At 39.8% G+C, this 18,893-nt stretch carries 17 protein-coding genes and 1 other RNA gene; 12 read left to right on the forward strand and 6 right to left on the reverse strand.

Annotation, left to right across the window (positions count from 1 at the left end; translation table 11 throughout):
• Nucleotides 1-16: 16 nt before the first annotated feature.
• From AB3I00_RS10750 to AB3I00_RS10760, 3 genes are all read right to left on the reverse strand, one after another.
• A complete protein-coding gene (locus tag AB3I00_RS10750) occupies nt 17-301 on the reverse strand; it encodes a hypothetical protein (protein WP_002291361.1) in 285 nt (94 codons plus the stop codon).
• Nucleotides 302-378: 77 nt separating this feature from the next.
• A non-coding RNA gene (ssrS, locus tag AB3I00_RS10755) (6S RNA) lies at nt 379-573 on the reverse strand.
• Between the two features lie 71 nt (nt 574-644).
• Nucleotides 645-1,931, reverse strand: a complete 1,287-nt coding sequence (locus AB3I00_RS10760; RefSeq protein WP_002315640.1) for a replication-associated recombination protein A — start codon at nt 1,929-1,931, stop codon at nt 645-647.
• A 137-nt stretch (nt 1,932-2,068) separates the two neighbouring features.
• Here AB3I00_RS10760 and AB3I00_RS10765 point away from each other — a divergent pair, with 137 nt between their 5' ends.
• From AB3I00_RS10765 to AB3I00_RS10795, 7 genes are all read left to right on the forward strand, one after another.
• Nucleotides 2,069-2,740: a DNA-3-methyladenine glycosylase gene (locus tag AB3I00_RS10765; RefSeq protein WP_024634688.1), complete on the forward strand. Its 672-nt coding sequence runs from the start codon at nt 2,069-2,071 to the stop codon at nt 2,738-2,740.
• Nucleotides 2,706-3,194: a DUF3013 family protein gene (locus AB3I00_RS10770; protein WP_002291366.1), complete on the forward strand. Its 489-nt coding sequence runs from the start codon at nt 2,706-2,708 to the stop codon at nt 3,192-3,194. Before AB3I00_RS10765 ends, AB3I00_RS10770 begins: the two co-directional genes overlap by 35 nt.
• 12 nt (nt 3,195-3,206) lie before the next feature.
• Entirely contained in the window at nt 3,207-4,154 is a 948-nt protein-coding gene (prmA, locus tag AB3I00_RS10775) for a 50S ribosomal protein L11 methyltransferase (protein WP_368025197.1), read from the forward strand.
• Complete coding sequence (locus AB3I00_RS10780) at nt 4,155-4,919, forward strand: 16S rRNA (uracil(1498)-N(3))-methyltransferase (RefSeq protein WP_002373058.1); 765 nt, start codon at nt 4,155-4,157, stop codon at nt 4,917-4,919.
• A 231-nt stretch (nt 4,920-5,150) separates the two neighbouring features.
• A complete protein-coding gene (locus AB3I00_RS10785) occupies nt 5,151-7,364 on the forward strand; it encodes a bifunctional (p)ppGpp synthetase/guanosine-3',5'-bis(diphosphate) 3'-pyrophosphohydrolase (protein WP_002315645.1) in 2,214 nt (737 codons plus the stop codon).
• Between the two features lie 11 nt (nt 7,365-7,375).
• Nucleotides 7,376-7,822: a D-aminoacyl-tRNA deacylase gene (gene dtd, locus AB3I00_RS10790; RefSeq protein ID WP_002291377.1), complete on the forward strand. Its 447-nt coding sequence runs from the start codon at nt 7,376-7,378 to the stop codon at nt 7,820-7,822.
• Between the two features lie 170 nt (nt 7,823-7,992).
• Nucleotides 7,993-9,252 (forward strand): cytochrome P450, encoded by a 1,260-nt coding sequence (locus AB3I00_RS10795; protein ID WP_368025198.1) that lies wholly within the window; start codon nt 7,993-7,995, stop codon nt 9,250-9,252.
• An 87-nt stretch (nt 9,253-9,339) separates the two neighbouring features.
• On the opposite strand, the gene AB3I00_RS10800 is transcribed toward AB3I00_RS10795, so the two are convergent.
• The gene (locus AB3I00_RS10800; protein ID WP_002315646.1) at nt 9,340-10,287 is read right to left on the reverse strand and encodes an aldo/keto reductase; all 948 of its coding nucleotides are present in this window, start codon (nt 10,285-10,287) and stop codon (nt 9,340-9,342) included.
• Between the two features lie 394 nt (nt 10,288-10,681).
• On the opposite strand from AB3I00_RS10800, the gene hisS reads away from it, so the two are divergent.
• From hisS to AB3I00_RS10820, 4 genes are all read left to right on the forward strand, one after another.
• Nucleotides 10,682-11,974 carry a histidine--tRNA ligase gene (gene hisS / locus AB3I00_RS10805; protein WP_002291383.1) on the forward strand — a complete coding sequence of 431 codons (1,293 nt, stop codon included), beginning with the start codon at nt 10,682-10,684 and terminating at the stop codon, nt 11,972-11,974.
• 13 nt (nt 11,975-11,987) lie between these two features.
• Nucleotides 11,988-13,757: an aspartate--tRNA ligase gene (gene aspS / locus AB3I00_RS10810; protein ID WP_002315647.1), complete on the forward strand. Its 1,770-nt coding sequence runs from the start codon at nt 11,988-11,990 to the stop codon at nt 13,755-13,757.
• Between the two features lie 108 nt (nt 13,758-13,865).
• A complete protein-coding gene (locus AB3I00_RS10815; protein WP_002291388.1) occupies nt 13,866-14,741 on the forward strand; it encodes a YitT family protein in 876 nt (291 codons plus the stop codon).
• 267 nt (nt 14,742-15,008) lie between these two features.
• The gene (locus AB3I00_RS10820; protein WP_002314148.1) at nt 15,009-16,892 is read left to right on the forward strand and encodes an acyltransferase family protein; all 1,884 of its coding nucleotides are present in this window, start codon (nt 15,009-15,011) and stop codon (nt 16,890-16,892) included.
• A gap of 68 nt (nt 16,893-16,960) precedes the next feature.
• Here AB3I00_RS10820 and AB3I00_RS10825 read toward each other — a convergent pair whose 3' ends face one another.
• Together AB3I00_RS10825 and AB3I00_RS10830 are read right to left on the reverse strand one after the other, a co-directional pair.
• Nucleotides 16,961-17,245, reverse strand: coding sequence for a GIY-YIG nuclease family protein (locus AB3I00_RS10825; protein ID WP_002309959.1), 285 nt, complete (start codon nt 17,243-17,245; stop codon nt 16,961-16,963).
• On the reverse strand, nt 17,235-17,969 hold the full coding sequence (locus AB3I00_RS10830) for a tRNA1(Val) (adenine(37)-N6)-methyltransferase (protein ID WP_002373071.1): 735 nt from the start codon (nt 17,967-17,969) through the stop codon (nt 17,235-17,237). Before AB3I00_RS10830 ends, AB3I00_RS10825 begins: the two co-directional genes overlap by 11 nt.
• 128 nt (nt 17,970-18,097) lie before the next feature.
• Between AB3I00_RS10830 and AB3I00_RS10835 the strand changes: the two genes are divergently transcribed.
• Nucleotides 18,098-18,721: a 1-acyl-sn-glycerol-3-phosphate acyltransferase gene (locus AB3I00_RS10835; protein ID WP_002309961.1), complete on the forward strand. Its 624-nt coding sequence runs from the start codon at nt 18,098-18,100 to the stop codon at nt 18,719-18,721.
• The last annotated feature ends 172 nt before the right edge of the window (nt 18,722-18,893 follow it).

An 18,893-nucleotide genomic window follows, 5' to 3' on the forward strand; every position in this document is an offset into this window, starting at 1 on the left:
GGAAAAAGAGAATTATTTACTGCTTTGGTTCAGCAATTTTTTTTGCAAAGCGGATACTGAAGGTGGCAGAAACGAGAATCACGATCAATAAAAAGATCAAAGCGATGAAGCGTTGATTGAAAAAAGCGGCTAAAATACCCATAACGCCTAAAACAGCATACGCAGCTCCATAAAATTGTAGGAATCCTTGATTTTTGTCATTTTTCTTGATCAATACAAAAAAGATATCCTGTTTATTAAATAAATAATAGCTAACGAATAATAATAGTAAAGTGGCGATAATCATCAAAATCCTAATCATGAACAAATCCTCCAAAATAAGCAACAAATAGAAAAAGCAATTTGCCAAGAGCAAATTGCTTTATTCTTTAAAAGATGGTAATCTCCGTTAATGCCGTTATTTGTCCTGTAGTATTGATCCCGCGAATTCAAGCAGGTGGGTCCCATGGTCGTAGCTTCGAACTACCAAATGATAAGGCATGTTACCAGCAGTGACACAAGACGGGTCCCAAGATATCAATAAAAATGTTCGGTCAACACACAAAGAGGACAATTCGAACATCACAGATTTCCCATCTCTATAGTAGCATATGAATTTAAAAAGAGCAATGAGAGAGCTCGCAGAAATAGAACCGTTTTCTTGTTTAATTTTTTGGGGGATGTTTTTTCCACTCTTTTATGCGGTAATACTGTTGACCTAGCGCCTGTTCATATTTTCCTGTATCCTTTGGCTGGTAATATTGAGCATTTTTTAGCCTATCTGGTAAATATTGCTGATCGACCCAAGCATGATCGAAATGATGAGGATACTGATAACCCACACCGCGGTTGAGGGATTTCGCACCTTTGTAATGGCTATCTCTCAAGTGGTCGGGAACATCTCCAGCTTTACCCTCTCGAATATCAGCAAGTGCTGCATCTAATGCCATATAGGCAGAATTGGATTTGGGCGACAAGCAAAGATCAACGACGACATCTGCTAGCGGGATACGTGCCTCAGGTAACCCTAATCGTTCAGCAGCTAATACAGCGTTTACTGTACGCGCAGCAGCAGCAGGATTGCCTAAACCTATATCTTCATAACCGATAACCATCAGGCGACGACAAATACTTGCCAGATCACCTGCTTCAACTAGACGGGCGAGATAATGAAGGGCAGCATCCACATCACTTCCGCGAATCGATTTTTGAAACGCTGAAATAACGTCATAATGAGCATCTCCATTTTTGTCATGGGTAAGAGCTTTTCTTTGGACACATTCTTCGATAATCGACAGAGTAAGATGAATCTTTCCTTCTTTATCTGGAGGAGTCGATCGTGCAGCCAGTTCCAATCCATTCAATGCACTGCGCAAATCGCCATTCGTTGCACGCGAAAGGTGAAGAAGAGCCTCTTCATCTAACTGAATTGCTTGTTGACCAAGACCGCGTTCCTTATCCTTTAAGGCATGTTCCACTGCCAACTGGATGTCTTGCTCTGTTAATGGCTTGACTTCAAAAATCTGTGTGCGGCTGCGGATCGCTGGATTGATAGTAATATAAGGATTTTCAGTAGTCGCTCCGATCAAGATGATTCGGCCACTTTCTAAATGAGGAAGCAGAAAATCCTGTTTTGTTTTATCTAATCGGTGTACTTCATCCAATAAGAGGATCACAGTACCACTCATTTTAGCTTCTTCCGCTACAACCTGCAGATCTTTTTTTGAATCTGTAGCAGCGTTCAGCATGCGAAATGCATAATTAGTAGAACCGGCAATCGCACTTGCGATACTCGTTTTTCCAGTACCAGGAGGCCCATATAAAATCATGGAAGAGAGCATGCGAGCATCGACCATGCGGCGTATGATTTTTCCTTCACCGACTAGATGCTGCTGACCAACGACTTCATCGATCGTTCGAGGTCGCATGCGATAAGCCAATGGCTGTTGCATAGGATTTTCCTCCTTCTTGTTTTTACGTTCCTTAATTATAACATATTTAGTAATATAGCTAGAAAGAACAGCCTTCTGTTGTTTTGTTTTCATAGCTTATCCAACTAATATTGTGTATGATAAAGTAGGTGAGAAAAATGACGGATAAACAAAAGATAGATGAATTTTTTTGGAATAAAACGACGCCGGAAGTAGCGCGGGATTTATTGGGGATGTATTTGGAGCATGACACACCAGAAGGAAGATTAGCTGGATATATTGTAGACGCGGAAGCATACCTAGGTCCAGAAGACGAGGCCGCCCATAGCTATGGTTTAAGAAGAACACCACGTGTGCGGGCAATGTATGAAAAACCAGGTACGATCTACCTTTACACGATGCATACTCATCGGATTTTGAACATCATCACTCAGCCAGAAGGGATTCCTCAAGGAGTAATGATACGTGCAATCGAACCAGCTGCAATGATTGAACAAATGAGTAAAAATCGTGGTGGAAAAACTGGTCCAGATATCAGCAACGGTCCTGGAAAATTAGTGGAAGCATTAGCAATTCCTCAAGAACTCTACGGTCAGTCTATAGCAGATAGTTCATTACGTTTAGTTTTTGAGAAAAAGAAGATACCAAAAAAAATCGATGCTTTGCCTAGGATCGGTATCCCGAACAAAGGGGAATGGACAGAAAAGCCGTTGCGTTTTGTTGTGTCTGGCAATCCATATATCTCTTTACAAAGAAAAAACCAAATCGAGGAAGATTGGGGTTGGAGGAAAGAAAATGAAAAAGAAGGATCTATTAACATACTTAGATGAAATAATCGAAAAACAAGTGACGGACTATGATGTGGCTTTAGATTGGGATACAAAAAATCATACGATCGAAATCGTTGTTCGTTTGTTTGCGGAAAATAAAGCACAATTTGAGATTGATGATGCAGAAGGGATTGTTTCGCAAGAACCAATTATCGAATTTGAAGATGGCGTACTCCTTTTTAATCCTCAGAAATCTGTTTTTGATGAACAAAATTATCTAGCAGCAATCCCCTATGAAGGAAAAAAAGGGTTGGCAAAATCAGTAGCTGATTCTTTAGTGGAATATTTGAATGAAGTATTAGCACAAGGGCAAAGTGATTTGCTTGATTTTTTAGATGAAGATGATGACGAAGCTGTATTCGAACTCCATTGGGATAATCAGAAACTAGCAGAGTTAGTAGAAGCAAAACAGCAAAATGAAACAGAGACTTATTTACCGTACCCAAGTTATTAAGGAGTGACAGACATGAAATGGAATGAAGTAAAAGTAGAAACCGAAAGTGAAGCAGTCGAAGCGGTCGCTAATATTTTGATGGAGGCAGGAGCGAGTGGTGTTGCGATTGAAGACTCTTTAGATGTTGAACATTTTCAATCGGATCAATATGGTGAAATTTTAGATAAAAATGATTTTACATCGTTGAAAGAAGGCGCGCTAGTCATGGCTTATTTTCCAGAAACGACTTTTTTACCGGAAATCTTGCCTTTTATCAAAGATCGTATCACGCAATTGCCTGAGTTTGGTCTAGCGATTGGAAAAAACAAAGTAACTGTTAGCGAAGTAGAGGAAAGCAATTGGGCAACAGCATGGAAGAAATATTATCATCCGGTGCGTATTACGCGAATGCTGACGGTTGCGCCAAGCTGGGAAAACTATCAGACAGAAGATCCTCTAGAAAAAATCATCACATTAGATCCAGGTATGGCGTTTGGAACAGGCACCCATCCGACGACTTCTTTGACATTGACAGCACTAGAAACAGTATTGCGTGGTGGCGAAACATTGCTAGATGTTGGAACTGGTTCGGGTGTACTAAGTATTGCAGCAAAATATCTTGGTGCGAAAGATGTCTATGCCTTTGATTTAGACGAAGTAGCCGTTCGTTCAGCGAAAGAAAATATGGATATGAATGAAGTAGCCAAAGATGTCCGCGTATCAGCTAATGATCTTTTGAAAGGAATCGAGATTGAAAGTGATGTAATCGTTGCGAACATTTTAGCAGATATCATCTTATTGATGATCCCGGATGCTTGGCGTTTACTAAAACAAACAGGGACATTGATCGTTTCAGGAATCATTGAAGAGAAGAAGCAAATGGTTCTAGATGCTATGATAGAACAAGGATTCATCGTGGATCAAGTTTTCCAACAAAAAGACTGGTATGCAATTATTTTGAAAAAACCAGAGGTGGAATAGATGCAGCGATATTTTTTGAAAGAATCGTATGAACCAAAAGACCATTTTATTTTAAAAGGGGAAACCTATCATCACATTGTACGGGTTATGAGAATGGAACCGAAAGATGAAGTTTTTTTGGCATTCAATGATCAGATAGCCGTTGTTGCAGAAATCACAAAAATCACCGAAGATGCTGTTTATCTGAAAGAAATTAAAAAAGAAGAAAACCAAAAGGAATTGCCAAGTTCGATAACCATAGCGAGCGGCTATCCTAAAGGAGAAAAGTTGGATTGGATTATTCAGAAATCCACTGAATTAGGCGCACAAGCTTTTCTTGGGTTTCCGGCATCAGCCTCTGTGGTTAAATGGGATGCAAAGAAACGCATGAAGCGACAACAAAGGCTTGAAAAGATTGCCCAAGAGGCAGCAGAACAATCCCATCGGCAAATCGTGCCCTCAGTAGAGTTACTGGAAACGAAACGTGACTTATTTGAACGGCTAGATGATTATGACGTGGTCTTGGTTGCTTATGAGGAATCAGCAAAGCAAGGCGAAAAATCAAATGTAGCCAAAATTCTTAGTGAAACAAAACCGGGCAGTCGAATCTTAGCTGTCTTTGGACCAGAAGGCGGCTTATCCCACGAGGAAATCGATTATTTCGTAGAACACAAAGGGATACTATGTGGATTAGGACCAAGAATCCTTCGTACAGAAACAGCGCCTCTTTATTTATTAAGTGCTGCTAGCTATCAATGGGAGTTAATGGATCCCTCTCATAGCTAACGTTTTTCAACAATAAAAGAGTATCGACGGAAAGAATTGAAAAAATAGGGAACAATTTGTATAATAGAAACAATTATTTGTACAATGAATACGAAAAATTGTTTGAAAAAGCTTTTTAAAAGCGAACATTTCCGTAAAAAAATGTATAACTTCACGGATTTTGGGGCAACTATCAAACAGATATTTGTCCCGATTCCTGTTTTACCGAAAAAGAAAGGGGGATCGATTCCTGTGCCAAAAGAAGAAATTTTAACGGGTCCCGGTGTCATAAAGCTCGTTAGTCAATATATGGGGCCCGAACATGTAGCATTTGTTGAGAAAGCATGCGAATATGCGACTGCTGCACATGACGGACAGTTTAGAAAATCAGGAGAACCCTACATTATCCATCCTATCCAAGTCGCAGGTATATTAGCAGATTTAAAAATGGACCCCCACACAGTGGCTACTGGCTTCTTGCATGATGTTGTTGAAGATACAGAAGTCACCTTAGAAGATCTGAGAGAAGAATTTGGCGATGATGTCGCTATGTTAGTAGACGGAGTAACCAAATTAGGGAAAATAAAATACAAATCCCACGAAGAGCAGCTAGCAGAAAACCATCGAAAGATGCTACTGGCAATGGCTCAAGATTTACGCGTTATCATGGTCAAATTAGCTGATAGACTACATAACATGCGTACGTTGAAACATCTGCGGGAAGATAAGCAAAGAAGGATTGCTCAAGAAACTTTAGAAATCTATGCACCTCTTGCACATCGTTTAGGTATCAGCCGAATCAAATGGGAATTAGAAGATACAGCACTTCGTTATCTTAATCCAAAACAGTATTACCGTATCGTTCATTTGATGCAGACGAAGCGAGAAGAACGTGAAAAATACGTGAATGGTACTGTTGAGGATATTCGAGTAGCAACAGAAGAGCTGGGGATTTTTGCAGAGATCTATGGACGGCCAAAACATATTTATTCGATCTATCGTAAAATGAAAGACCAGAAAAAGCAGTTCAACGAAATCTATGACTTGCTAGCTATTCGAGTAATCGTAGACTCAATCAAGGATTGTTATGCTGTATTAGGTGCGATCCACACAAAATGGAAACCAATGCCTGGCAGATTCAAGGACTATATTGCCATGCCAAAAGCTAATATGTACCAATCTTTGCATACTACAGTGATTGGTCCGGCAGGAAATCCAGTAGAAATCCAAATCCGTACACAGGAAATGCATGAAATTGCTGAATTTGGGGTGGCTGCGCACTGGGCGTATAAAGAAGGAAAAAATGAAAAAGTAGAACCAGATGGTATGACGAAACAATTAAGCTGGTTCCATGAGATACTTGAACTCCAAGATGAAAGCTATGATGCCTCTGAATTTATGGAAGGTGTAAAAGGAGATATCTTTAGTGATAAAGTCTATGTCTTCACGCCCAAAGGAGACGTTACTGAGCTGCCAAAAGGATCTGGACCACTAGACTTTGCATACAGTATCCATACAGATATCGGTAATAAAACCACTGGTGCAAAAGTAAATGGCAAAATGGTGCAACTTGATTACAAATTAAAAAACGGGGATATCATAGAAATCATGACTTCTCCAAATTCATTTGGTCCAAGTCGTGACTGGTTGAAATTGGTGGCAACTAGCAAAGCAAGAAATAAGATCAAGCGTTTCTTCAAAGCACAAGATCGGGAAGAAAATGTGATCAAAGGTCACGAGTCTGTGGTCAAGTGTATTACAGATTTAGGGTTTACACCTAAAGATATTTTGACAAAAAACAAACTTCAAGAAGCACTTGATCGTTTTAACTATCAATCAGAAGATGATTTATATGCAGCTGTAGGATATGGGGAAGTCAGTCCTTTGACGATGGCCAATCGTCTGACAGAAAAAGAACGGAAAGAACAAAAAATCGAGCAGCAAAAGCAAGAAGCAGAAGAAATCATGAATCAGCCGAAAAAAGAACCTGAGAAAATGAAAGTACGTCATGAAGGTGGCGTTGTCATTCAAGGGGTAGAAAACTTACTGATTCGTATCAGCCGATGCTGTAATCCGATTCCTGGTGATGATATCGTTGGCTACATCACTAAAGGCAGAGGGATATCCATCCATCGTCGAGATTGTCCGAATGTTCAGCCTGATAAACCAAATGTAGCAGAACGTTTGATTGAAGTCGAATGGGAAGATACATCGAATACACGAAAAGAGTATGATGCAGACTTGGAAATCTACGGCTATAACCGTTCAGGCTTATTGAATGATGTACTTCAAACAGTCAATGCGCTGACGAAAAATCTCAACAGCGTCGAAGCTCGGACGAATAAAGATAAAATGGCGACAATCCATTTGACGGTTGGTATCCAGAATTTGTCCCACCTAAAAAGTATCGTGGATAAAATCAAAGCAGTACCTGATGTCTACAGTGTACGCCGGACGAATGGATAGGAGGGCCAGATATGAGAGCAGTCATTCAACGGGTGAGTCAAGCGGCAGTGTCAGTTGATCAGCAAGAGATTGGAAAAATTGGCTGTGGCCTACTCGTTTTACTAGGTATCCATGAAACAGATACGCCAAAAGATGTGGAATATCTAGTAAAAAAAATCGCACAAATGCGTATTTTTGAAGATGATCAAGGAAAAATGAATATTAGTGTAGAAGACGTAGGAGGACAAATTTTAAGTGTCTCTCAATTCACACTATTTGCGGATACGAAAAAAGGAAATCGACCAAGTTTTGTGGAAGCCGCACGACCAGAAATAGCTATTCCTTTATACGAATCGTTCAATGAAGGAATCAGAAGTCGCGGCATCACAGTCGCTACCGGACAATTCGGAGCAGATATGTCGATTTCTCTCGTCAATGATGGACCTGTAACGATTATTATTGATTCTAAAAACAAATAAAGTCAGTTGGTTTTCATCAATAAGAAATATAAATCAAGTCGTTTAAGTTAGACTGAAAAACTCTAACTTAAGCGACTTTTTTCTCGTCTACAAAAAGCGCTTCTTTTGTCAGCAGTCAGAAAAAAAGTTAAGCTTAAATTATACAAGTTATTTTTAGGAGGTTGCTGAAGATGAAAGAAGTACCAGTAGTAGATGTCAAAATCACGGATCTAAAAAGATTGTATCAAAAGGGATACAACATGTTGGAGGAGTTACGTCATGAAGCAGACGCTCCCGTTGTCAAAGCAAAGATTTTCAATAAAGAAGCTATTGTGATCTACGGATCGTTAGCGGCAAAAATATTTTATGACCCAAGAAATTTCAAACGAAAAGGTGCTATGCCAAAATTAGTGTTGAAGACACTTTTTGGTCAAGGTGGAGTACAGACTTTGGATGGAGCTGCCCATCATCATCGGAAAAATATTTTTATGGATCTGATGACCCCCGAAAGAATGGAAGATTATCATCGTATCTTAGATAAGAACCTGACGCAAGCACTTGAAACACAGCATGGTCAATTTGAATTATTTGATTTAAGCAAGATGGTTTTCTTTACATCGATTTGTGAGTGGGCAGGTATCAATTTATCTTTGCTTTCTAAGGATGAAGTCGAAAAATTAGCAGAATATCAAATCTCCATGATCAGCGGAACGTTTACTTCTCCGATTGATCACATAAAAGGTGTCGAAAATCGCAAGAAATCAGAGAAATGGGCGCAAAGTTTGATTGAGGAAGCTCGGAAAAATCCTGTGGCTGGAAAAGAAAATGTGGCATTGTATGCATTTGCCAATGCCACAGATCTAGACGGACAGCTTTTGCCTCTGGAAGTAGCAGCTGTTGAATTATTGAATATCATCCGTCCGACAGTTGCTTTGACTGTATGGGCGGCGTTGATGGGACACGCGCTTTTCAGCAGACCTGATTTGTACCAACAATTGAAAAACGACTTTTCTACGTTGCAAGATCCGTTCATTCAAGAAATGAGACGCTATTATCCGTTCTTTCCGATGTTACCTGCGATTTCTCTGAAAGAAGTAGAAGTCGATGGTTATCGTATACCAGAAGATAGTTGGGTCATTCTAGATTTATATGGAACAGATCATGATGAACGAACGGTTGAAGCACCAGATTCCTTTATGATCAAACGATATTTAGGAAAAGCAAAAGATATTTCATATAAAGAAGAATATGAGATGATTGCACAAGGTGGAGGAGATTTTCGACAAATGCATCGCTGCGCAGGAGAATGGATCACTCTCCACAGCCTACGTGTGTTTTCCGATCAGTTAGTAAACAAGTTTGAATTCTCTGTACCTGAACAAGACTGGACGATCCCATTCAATCAGTTTCCGACTTATCCAAACAGCCGAGCGCTACTTTATAAGAATTAGATTAGTATAAACTTATCGAAAAAAGGAAGATCAGCACTGTTTGATCTTCCTTTTTTCATACTACTATAAGTGGATAAGGTCAATTGCTCAAAATCCGTGAAATGCTTCATCAATGGTTTGATAATCCTCACTGGATAAATGCAAATCTAAAGATTGGACATTGTCAGAGACTTGCTCTGGACGTTTAGCTCCGGGTATGACTACAGACACTCTCGGATTCTTCATATACCAGGCTAGAACAAGTTGCGCAGGGGTAGCTTGGTATCTTTTAGCAATGGGGCGAAGTATGTCGACAGCGGCTAAAATTTCTTTGAAACGTTCTCCTTGAAAATCCGGATTGCTTTTTCGAGGATCTCCTTCGCTGAATTGTTTTTCCTGACCACGTTCATATTTTCCTGTCAGTAAACCGGAAGCAAGAGGAAAATAGGGGACAAAGCTGATTTTGTTTTTTTCAAGATAAGGAAATAATTCTTTTTCAGCCTGCCGATGGATCAAACTGTATTTATCTTCTACTACATCGACATATCCATCTGTATTCGCTTCTTTCAATTGTTCTAACGTGAAGTTCGATACACCAACTGCTCGGATTTTTCCTGCTTCTTTCAATTCATGCAATGCAGCAACTGCTTCATTTTTTGGGGTGCTTTTATCCGGAAAGTGGATATAAAAAATGTCGATGTAATCAGTTTGCAGACGTTTCAGTGCGTCTTCCACCGATTGTTTGAGAAACTCGGGTGAATTGTCAAATGTTCGTCCTTTATTTGGCACATGAGCAGCTTTTGTAGCAATGACGATACGTGAACGATCATATTCTTTTTCCTTCAATACCTCACCGATCAGTTCTTCAGAACGGCCGTTTCCATAAGCATAGGCGGTATCGATCAAATTGATTCCGCTATTCAAAGCTGTACGAACCACTTGTTTTCCTGTTTCGTCTTCCAAACCGTCAAAAAGATTGTGTCCCCCAACGGCATTTGCTCCTAGTCCAAGCTGTTCTGCGTAGACTTGTGAATGTCCGATTCTTATTTCTGCCATAGCTGATTCCTCCTTTTTTTCTAGTCTAAAACAAAAGAACAAAAAGCTGAACTAAAACGTTTTTGTGAGGGAAAATAGTCAGATAACTCTTGACTTTGAGATTGGTTTTTAGTAGGTTATAAGTAATATCGAAATGTCAATGAAAGAGCGAGTAAGTTTTTGAAACTTTACAAGAGAGGATCATCGAGGCTGAAAATGATCCAAAGTTTCATTAGCCCAAAGACACTCTGGAGATGGACGAGTGAAAAGCCGTCCCGCGTACGAGCGTTATTCGTAAGAGGAAAGAGAAATCTTTCAAAATTAGGTGGTACCGTGTATGAATTTCATTCACCCTTGTTCATGATGAACAAGGGTGATTTTTTTATTTACATAGCTAAGAAAGGGAGAGAAAACTATGAGTTTCCAAAGACCAAAAGGAACAAATGATATTTTGCCAGGCGAATCAGAAAAATGGCAGTTTGTCGAAGAAACAGCACGTTTATTGTTCAGAGATTATCAGTATAATGAAATGCGTACACCGATTTTTGAACATTATGAAGTGATATCCCGCAGTGTAGGTGATACGACGGATATCGTTTCAAAAGAGATGTATGATTTTTATGACAAAGGGGAACGTCATGTGACGCTTCGACCAGAAGGTACAGCGCCAATCGTTCGTTCTTTTGTTGAGCATAAATTATTCGGTCCAGAGTATGCAAAACCGTTCAAAACTTTTTATATGGGACCAATGTTTCGCTACGAACGTCCGCAAAAAGGACGGTTACGTCAATTCCATCAGATCGGAGTAGAAGCATTTGGATCAGAGAATCCTGCAACAGATGTGGAGAGCATGGTGATGGCACTCGATTTCTTCAAACAGTTGGGAATCACGCAAATCCGTCTAGTCATCAATTCATTGGGTGATAAAGACACACGTCAAGCCTATCGTCAAGCATTAATCGATTATCTTTTACCTTTTGAAGCAGAGTTGAGTGAAGACTCTAAACGCCGTCTTCACGAAAATCCATTGCGTGTGTTGGATAGTAAGGACAAACGAGATCAAAAATTTGTAGCAGATGCGCCATCTATCTTAGATTATTTAAGCGAACCTGCTCAAAAACATTTTGATACCGTTGTTTCCATGCTGGATGCATTGGCTGTTCCTTATGAAATCGACAGTAACATGGTTCGCGGATTAGATTACTATACGCATACGATTTTTGAAATCATGAGTGACGCACCGAAAATGGGGGCACAAGCAACGATTTGCGCAGGCGGACGTTATGACAATCTAGTGGAAGAACTGGGTGGTCCTTCAACACCTGGCTTTGGATTTGCAATGGGTATCGAGCGATTACTCTTGACTATGGAGGCAGAGGAAGTAGTTATCCCTGCATTTAATGAGTTAGATGCTTATGTGGTCGCACTCGGAGACGAAACAAATATCGAAGCATTGAAAGTGGTCCAAGCGATTCGAAACTTCGGTTTTTCAGCTGACCGCGACTTCATGAACCGTAAAGCAAAAGCACAATTTAAGACAGCAGATAAAGCGAATGCCAAATTAGTATTGGTGATCGGTGAAGATGAGCTTGCTAGCCAAACGATCAATGTCAAAGCAATGGCAAGCCGAAAAGAAAAAAGTTTTCCATTAGAAGAAATATATGAGCATTTTGATGAAGTCTATGATGAAATGACTTTATTCGAGTAGGAGGAAAAAAGAAATGGCACAAAGAACGATTTATTGCGGATTAGTTTCCGAACAACAATTAGAACAAACAGTTACATTAAAAGGATGGGTACAAAAAAGACGAGACCTTGGGGGAGTAATCTTTATCGATCTACGTGATCGCGAAGGAATCGTTCAAATCGTCTTCAATCCTGAAATCAACAAAGAAGCATGGGAAATCGCAGATAAATGCCGCAGTGAATACGTGATCGAAGTAACTGGGGTAGTCAGAAGACGCGGTGAAAATGCAGTAAATCCTAAAATGGCCACTGGTGAATTTGAAGTGATTGCAAGTGAAATCGTGATTTTGAATCAAGCAAAAACACCGCCATTTCAAATTGAAGATGATCAAGCAATCAGTGACGAAATACGTTTGAAATATCGTTATTTGGATCTGCGACGTCCCAAAATGACTAAAAACATCAAATTGAGAAATGCGACAACAAAAGCGATTCGTCATTATTTAGACGATAATGACTTTCTAGATATTGAAACACCTTACCTAGGAAAATCTACACCAGAAGGCGCAAGAGACTACTTAGTTCCTTCACGTGTCCATGCTGGACATTTCTATGCGTTGCCGCAATCTCCTCAACTGTTCAAACAATTGCTGATGAATGCTGGGTTCGACCGTTATTATCAAATCGTTCGTTGTTTCCGTGACGAAGATTTACGTGGAGATCGTCAGCCTGAATTTACGCAAGTAGATATTGAAACAACGTTCCTAACAGCAGAAGAAATCCAAACCTACACAGAGGGATTGATTGCGAAGGTAATGAAAGAAGTTCGCGGCATCGAAGTCGCATTGCCATTTCCCCGTATGACCTATGATGAAGCAATGGCTCGCTACGGCAGCGACAAACCGGATACACGTTTTGAAATGGAATTGATCGATCTAAGCGAAACAGTCAAAGAAGTAGAATTCAAAGTCTTCCAAATGGCTCTTGAAAACGGCGGAGTCGTGAAAGCATTGAATGCGAAGGGCGCTGCAGATCGCTACTCACGAAAAGATATGGATCAGTTAGGACAATATGTAGGGCAATTCGGAGCTAAGGGACTTGCATGGCTGAAAGTGGAAGAAGACGGTCTGAAAGGCCCGATTGCTAAATTCATGGGAGAAGCAACAGAAGCAATCATCAAAGCAACAGATGCAGAACCAGGTGACTTGCTGATGTTTGGCGCAGATAAAAGTGAAATCGTCGCTGCTGCATTAGGGGCTATCCGAACACGTTTAGGAAAAGAATTAGGACTAATCGATGAATCCAAATTCAATTTTTTATGGGTAACTGATTGGCCTCAATTTGAATTTTCAGAAGAAGAAGGTCGATATGTCTCTGCTCACCATCCATTCACGATGCCAAAAGCAGAAGATATCCCATTACTGGCTGAAGACCCTGCAAAAGTCTATGCAGAAGCTTATGATATCGTCTTGAACGGTTATGAACTAGGTGGAGGTTCTATCCGGATCCATACTCGGGAACTTCAAGAAAAAGTGTTGAAAACTTTAGGCTTTACAAAAGAACAAATGGAAGAACAATTTGGTTTCTTGCTAACAGCTTTAGATTACGGATTCCCTCCACATGGCGGCATTGCATTAGGATTGGATCGTTTTGCAATGTTATTAGCAGGGGAAGACAATATTCGTGAAGTCATTGCCTTTCCTAAAAACGGAAAAGCAGCCGATGTGATGAGTGATGCACCAAGTATGGTTTCACCTTTACAATTGTTCGAATTGAATATTGATGTAACCAATATAGAAGAATAGCCGATAAAAAGGCAAAAAGGATTTGTCGAATCTGCTTCTTTTGGCAACCTTGATTTAATTGAAAAACACTTTATAATGAAGCCATAACATATAAAGCGGGGCTTTTCCATGAAAAAAACATTCGAAAATTGGGCTTACCATGATTACACGACCAAACTTTCGGTATCAATCGTTTATGCGTTGATCGCATCTGTCGCATTGAATTTCTTTTATCAACCAGGACATATTTATTCAAGTGGTATTACTGGCCTGGCTCAGATTTTGACGACTTTGTCAAAATCACTCATAGGGTTCGAGGTGCCGGTATCAACCACTTTGTATTTACTGAATATACCTTTGTTCGTCTTGGCGTGGTTCAAAATCGGGAAGAAGTTTACAATTTTCACTTTTATCACAGTCACTTTGACCTCCCTTTGTATCCATATTTTACCGGAAACAGTCTTATCTACCGATCCAATCATTTGTGCGTTGTTTGGTGGGGCTGTGATGGGACTAGGGATTGGGCTAGCGTTGAGAAATGGCCTATCATCGGGTGGTCTAGATATCGTGAGTATCACGATTCGTAAAAAAACAGGAAAGTCGATTGGTTCTATCTCGATCTACTTCAATGCATTGATCGTTTTTGTTGCTGGGATTCTATTTGGCTGGCAATATATGTTTTACAGTACGTTGTCTATTTTCGTCAGTGGAAAAGTAACTGATGTCGTTTATACTAAACAAAAGAAAATGCAGGTAATGATCGTAACGAAACATCCAGAAAAAGTAGTGAATGAAATCCAAAACTGTATGCGTAGAGGAATCACGATCATCAATGAAGCAGAAGGTGCTTATAAACATGATAAGCAGACAGTATTGATGACGATCGTTACACGTTACGAACTGCCTCTACTCAGAGAAGCGATGAAAGCTTCTGATCCGCAAGCTTTTGTAAGTATCGCGGAAAATGTCCAGATACTTGGGCGTTTCTACGAGGATGGCATTTAGATCGAGTTTGACAAAAATTCATGAAATACTACTGTAGACAGACATTCGTTTGTCTGCAGTTTTTTTTCTACCAAAGGACGGATCAGCAAATAGAAATTACTTTTTTATTTGAAATTTTCTTAAAGTTGAAAAAAAGCATGTTTATTTTTTAAAATTTATGGGATGATAGAAAAAAATAGTAGAGAAAGGACACGATTCTACTTGCTATTTTCACTTAATACCCGTATATTACGAATGAAAAAAGTTTATGAAAAGTTGGAATATTGAATGGAAAAACAAAAAAGGTTAAAAAACAGCCGCTACATCACTGGGTTTGATGGGCTCCGTTCATTAGCTGTGGTTGGTGTTATCTTCTATCACCTTCTGCCAACTAGTATGAAAGGCGGCTATTTGGGCGTTCCGATTTTTTTCGTCGTATCTGGTTATCTGATCACGGATCTGCTAAGGCAGGAATGGGAACAAAATGGAAAAATCAATATTTGGCAATTTTATGTCAGAAGAATGAAGAGACTCTATCCGGCACTCGTTTTTATGCTTGTTACAGCTTCGGCTTATATCACCTTGTTCCAGCGAGGATTGTTGAATAATCTTCGAGGAGTTGTCGTCAGCAGCTTACTGTATGTCAACAATTGGTGGCAAATCAATAACGGTTTATCTTATTTCGACCGATTTGCTAATGAATCACCGTTTACACATATCTGGTCTTTAGCGGTAGAAGGTCAAAACTATTTGGTTTGGCCAATCTTGTTTGTATTGTTGATGGTATTTGTTCGTAAAAGAAAATGGATCTTTTATACCGTGTTAGGTACATCTTTCCTCTCTGCGATCTTGATGATGATTTTGTATACACCTGGGGGCGATCCAACCCGTGTTTATTATGGAACGGACACCCGGCTGTTTTCTATATGGTTGGGAAGTGCGCTCGCTTTTGTTTGGCCAAGTACTCGTTTGAAGAAAAACATTCCGAAACAAGCAAAAAGTATCCTGAATATCGCTGGAGGAATCTCACTGCTGGCACTGATTCTTTGCTTCTTCTTTTTAGATGATCATTACAATTTCATCTATTATGGAGGGATGCTTCTAGTGAGTCTGTTATGCGTAGTACTAGTTGCAGTGACAGCACATCCTGGAGCAAGCTTGAATCGTTGGCTGACAAATCCAGTATTTACTTGGATTGGCAAACGAAGCTACGGGATTTATCTGTATCAGTTTCCAGTTATGATTTTTTATGAAGCAAAAGTGACTGATATTGCTGATCATGTTCTGTTCCATACTTTAGTGGAAATCACATTGATTTTAATCATCAGTGAACTTTCTTATCGATATGTGGAGCGTCCGCTAGCACGTTTTGACTATGGTCGTACATTCCAAGTGATGAAAGGATGGTTCAGCAAACCGATCATCAGTAAGAGCAAACCATGGGTCGTTCCAGGCACATTACTTGTAGCAATTGCATTCGTTGGTTTCGTTACGGCACCGAAAAATGCTGTAACGGCCGATCAAAAACAATTGCAGGCAAAGATCGCTGAAAGTAAAAAATTAGCAGAAGAAACCAGAAACAATTCAGAAAATACTACTAGTTCAGTGGACCAAGCGATTCTTGATAAGTACGAGTTGTCTAAGGCCCAAGGAAACAAGGCACAAAAATTAGAGCTAACGGCATTTGGTGATTCAGTTATGCTAGATGCTGCAACTGATCTACAAGAGCTTTATCCAAAAGTAGTGGTAGATGGCGATGTGGGGCGACAATTATACGCCAGTGTACCGTATATTGAAAAATTAAAGGAACAAGATTTATTGAAAGACACTGTTCTAATTGGATTAGGAACGAATGGCTCATTCTCTGAAGCTCAGTTTGATAGCGTGATGGATGCAATCGGTGATCGAAAAGTATACTGGGTCAATGTCCGAGTACCGACGAAACGTTGGCAAAATGACGTGAATGCGATGCTTGAACAGATGACGAAAAAATACGACAATATGACGCTGATTGATTGGTATAGCTACAGTAATGACCATAGTGACTGGTTTTATGATGATCAAGTCCATCCAAATCCTGAAGGGATGACACATTACATTCACTTAGTCAGCGAAGCCTTGCTAGGAGGAAGTTCAAGTACGAACAGCAGCGAGACAAACGTATCAGAATAATAGCTACAAAAAACTTCAGGCAAAAACAGTTGTTTTTGCCTGAAGTTTTTTTATCGTGTTTTTAACAGTCATCTATTTTCAGGAAGCAAAACGGTTGAGTGTGTCTTCAAATAATGTTCTTTTTGTTTTCGGGTGAGTTTTTTGAATGCAGCTTCTGCTTTTGTTGCTTCGCTTCTTGAAGAAAATACTTCTGCATGGATCATCTTAACAGGTCTTCTTTTTTGAAGACGTGTATATTTAGCGCCAGTACCATTGTTATGTTCCCCTAGTCTCCTAGAAAGGTCTGTTGTGTACCCACCGTAAAATGTCTGATCTTTACAGAATAATACGTAAAAATAATGTTTATTTGCCATAGAGCATCTCACGAATCTCTGCTGTGTATTCCCCGTCTGCATCGTAAGTGATCAAAGGCGGAGCGACTTTGAATCCATCTAATTTACCTTCTTTGATTCCTTCAACTAACAAAATATTTGCCTCTTTTCCAGCTTTTGGGTAAACAAATTGGATCCGTTTAGGTGCAATCCGATGATTTTGCATAATTTGGATGATCTCTAAGAATCGTTCAGGTCGATGGACCATAGCGAAACGCCCATTTGTTTTTAGTAACTTACTTGAATTATCGATCACTTCTTCTAATGTTGTATGGATCTCATGACGGGCGATTGCTAGGTGTTTATTAGGGTTCGTTTTATTTGTTGGCAGCCCTTTGAAATAAGGTGGATTGCAGACGACTAAGTCACAAGAATTATGCCGAACGACGGATAAGCTGTCTTTCAGATCGATGGTGTGGACTGTCATCTGTTCATCTAGATGGTTCAGCGCGATGCTGCGTCTTGCCATGTCTGCTAGGCGAGGCTGAAGTTCGATAGCATCAATAGCTGCTTGAGTTCGTTTGCTTAAAAACAGACCAACTGCACCATTACCTGCGCAAAGGTCAACAATCTGTCCTTTTTTAGGCACACGAGAGAAATGAGCAAGTAGCACAGCATCTAAAGAAAAAGAAAATACTTGGGAACTTTGGATAATTTTGATATCTTCTGCGTATAATTGGTCGATTCGTTCGTCTTCGTGAAGCATGGATTCCCTCCAAAATGAAAAAAATAGTCGTTTGTATTATACTATTTTTATTAAAAAGAACCAAGGTGGCTTGTCAAACCTCTGTTTTTTATGCATACTATGACCATAAGAAGGGAAAGGAAGAGACTATGTTTTATCGATTTATGCGAGGGGTAGTTCGAGTACTATTAGCTTTAGTCAATGGAAATGCCCGTTATGAGAATAAAGAAGTATTACCGCAAGATGAGAATTACATACTAGTTGCCCCCCATCGTACTTGGTGGGACCCATTATATCTAGCGGTAGCTGCAGCACCGAAGGAATTCAGCTTTATGGCAAAAGAAGAACTGTTCAAAAATCCGGTTCTGCGATTTATATTAACTCGATCCAATGCTTTTCCAGTTAAAAGAGAGAATCCAGGACCAAGTGTCATTAAAACACCTGTAAAGATTTTAAAATCGACAAATTTGAGTTTAATCATGTTCCCCAGTGGGACAAGGCATGCTACAGAACTTAAAGGCGGGATGGCGTTGATTTCCAGAATGTCTAAAGCGAAAATCGTGCCAGCCGTATACCAAGGTCCGCTGACACTTGGGGATTTGTTCAAGCGTAAGAGAGTGACAGTGCGTTTCGGTGAACCAATCGACCTATCAGATATCAAGAAAACGGATAAAGAAGGAATGGCGGAGATCGAACGACGAACACAAGCGGCTTTTGATAAATTGGACAAAGAAGTGAACCCAGATTTCAAATATGAAATCAAAAAAAAATAAAGTGATAAGTTTAGGAGTGGGCGGTCTTTTTGAATCTCCTGTTCTGTTCAGACTTTTCGATGAAAAACGAGGGAGAGACGTCAAGTCTGCCCTCTTTTTGCTTTCCAACGTGCAAAATAGAAGACGGGTGTCATGTAATGGATCAAAGTGTTATAATGATTAGAAGGACATT

It is taken from the genome of Enterococcus sp. C76 (genome assembly GCF_040886985.1).
Lineage (GTDB): Bacteria > Bacillota > Bacilli > Lactobacillales > Enterococcaceae > Enterococcus_B > Enterococcus_B lactis.

Bases quoted from the DNA above. Each gene is read 5' to 3' on its own strand.
- aspS (WP_002315647.1), top strand. From the start codon at position 11,988: ATGGCACAAAGAACGATTTATTGCGGATTAGTTTCCGAACAACAATTA.
- dtd (WP_002291377.1), top strand. From the start codon at position 7,376: ATGAGAGCAGTCATTCAACGGGTGAGTCAAGCGGCAGTGTCAGTTGAT.
- AB3I00_RS10815 (WP_002291388.1), top strand. From the start codon at position 13,866: ATGAAAAAAACATTCGAAAATTGGGCTTACCATGATTACACGACCAAA.
- AB3I00_RS10760 (WP_002315640.1), bottom strand. From the start codon at position 1,931: ATGCAACAGCCATTGGCTTATCGCATGCGACCTCGAACGATCGATGAA.
- hisS (WP_002291383.1), top strand. From the start codon at position 10,682: ATGAGTTTCCAAAGACCAAAAGGAACAAATGATATTTTGCCAGGCGAA.
- prmA (WP_368025197.1), top strand. From the start codon at position 3,207: ATGAAATGGAATGAAGTAAAAGTAGAAACCGAAAGTGAAGCAGTCGAA.
- AB3I00_RS10750 (WP_002291361.1), bottom strand. From the start codon at position 301: ATGATTAGGATTTTGATGATTATCGCCACTTTACTATTATTATTCGTT.
- AB3I00_RS10795 (WP_368025198.1), top strand. From the start codon at position 7,993: ATGAAAGAAGTACCAGTAGTAGATGTCAAAATCACGGATCTAAAAAGA.
- AB3I00_RS10780 (WP_002373058.1), top strand. From the start codon at position 4,155: ATGCAGCGATATTTTTTGAAAGAATCGTATGAACCAAAAGACCATTTT.
- AB3I00_RS10830 (WP_002373071.1), bottom strand. From the start codon at position 17,969: ATGCTTCACGAAGACGAACGAATCGACCAATTATACGCAGAAGATATC.
- AB3I00_RS10820 (WP_002314148.1), top strand. From the start codon at position 15,009: ATGGAAAAACAAAAAAGGTTAAAAAACAGCCGCTACATCACTGGGTTT.
- AB3I00_RS10800 (WP_002315646.1), bottom strand. From the start codon at position 10,287: ATGGCAGAAATAAGAATCGGACATTCACAAGTCTACGCAGAACAGCTT.
- AB3I00_RS10825 (WP_002309959.1), bottom strand. From the start codon at position 17,245: ATGGCAAATAAACATTATTTTTACGTATTATTCTGTAAAGATCAGACA.
- AB3I00_RS10835 (WP_002309961.1), top strand. From the start codon at position 18,098: ATGTTTTATCGATTTATGCGAGGGGTAGTTCGAGTACTATTAGCTTTA.
- AB3I00_RS10770 (WP_002291366.1), top strand. From the start codon at position 2,706: ATGAAAAAGAAGGATCTATTAACATACTTAGATGAAATAATCGAAAAA.
- AB3I00_RS10765 (WP_024634688.1), top strand. From the start codon at position 2,069: ATGACGGATAAACAAAAGATAGATGAATTTTTTTGGAATAAAACGACG.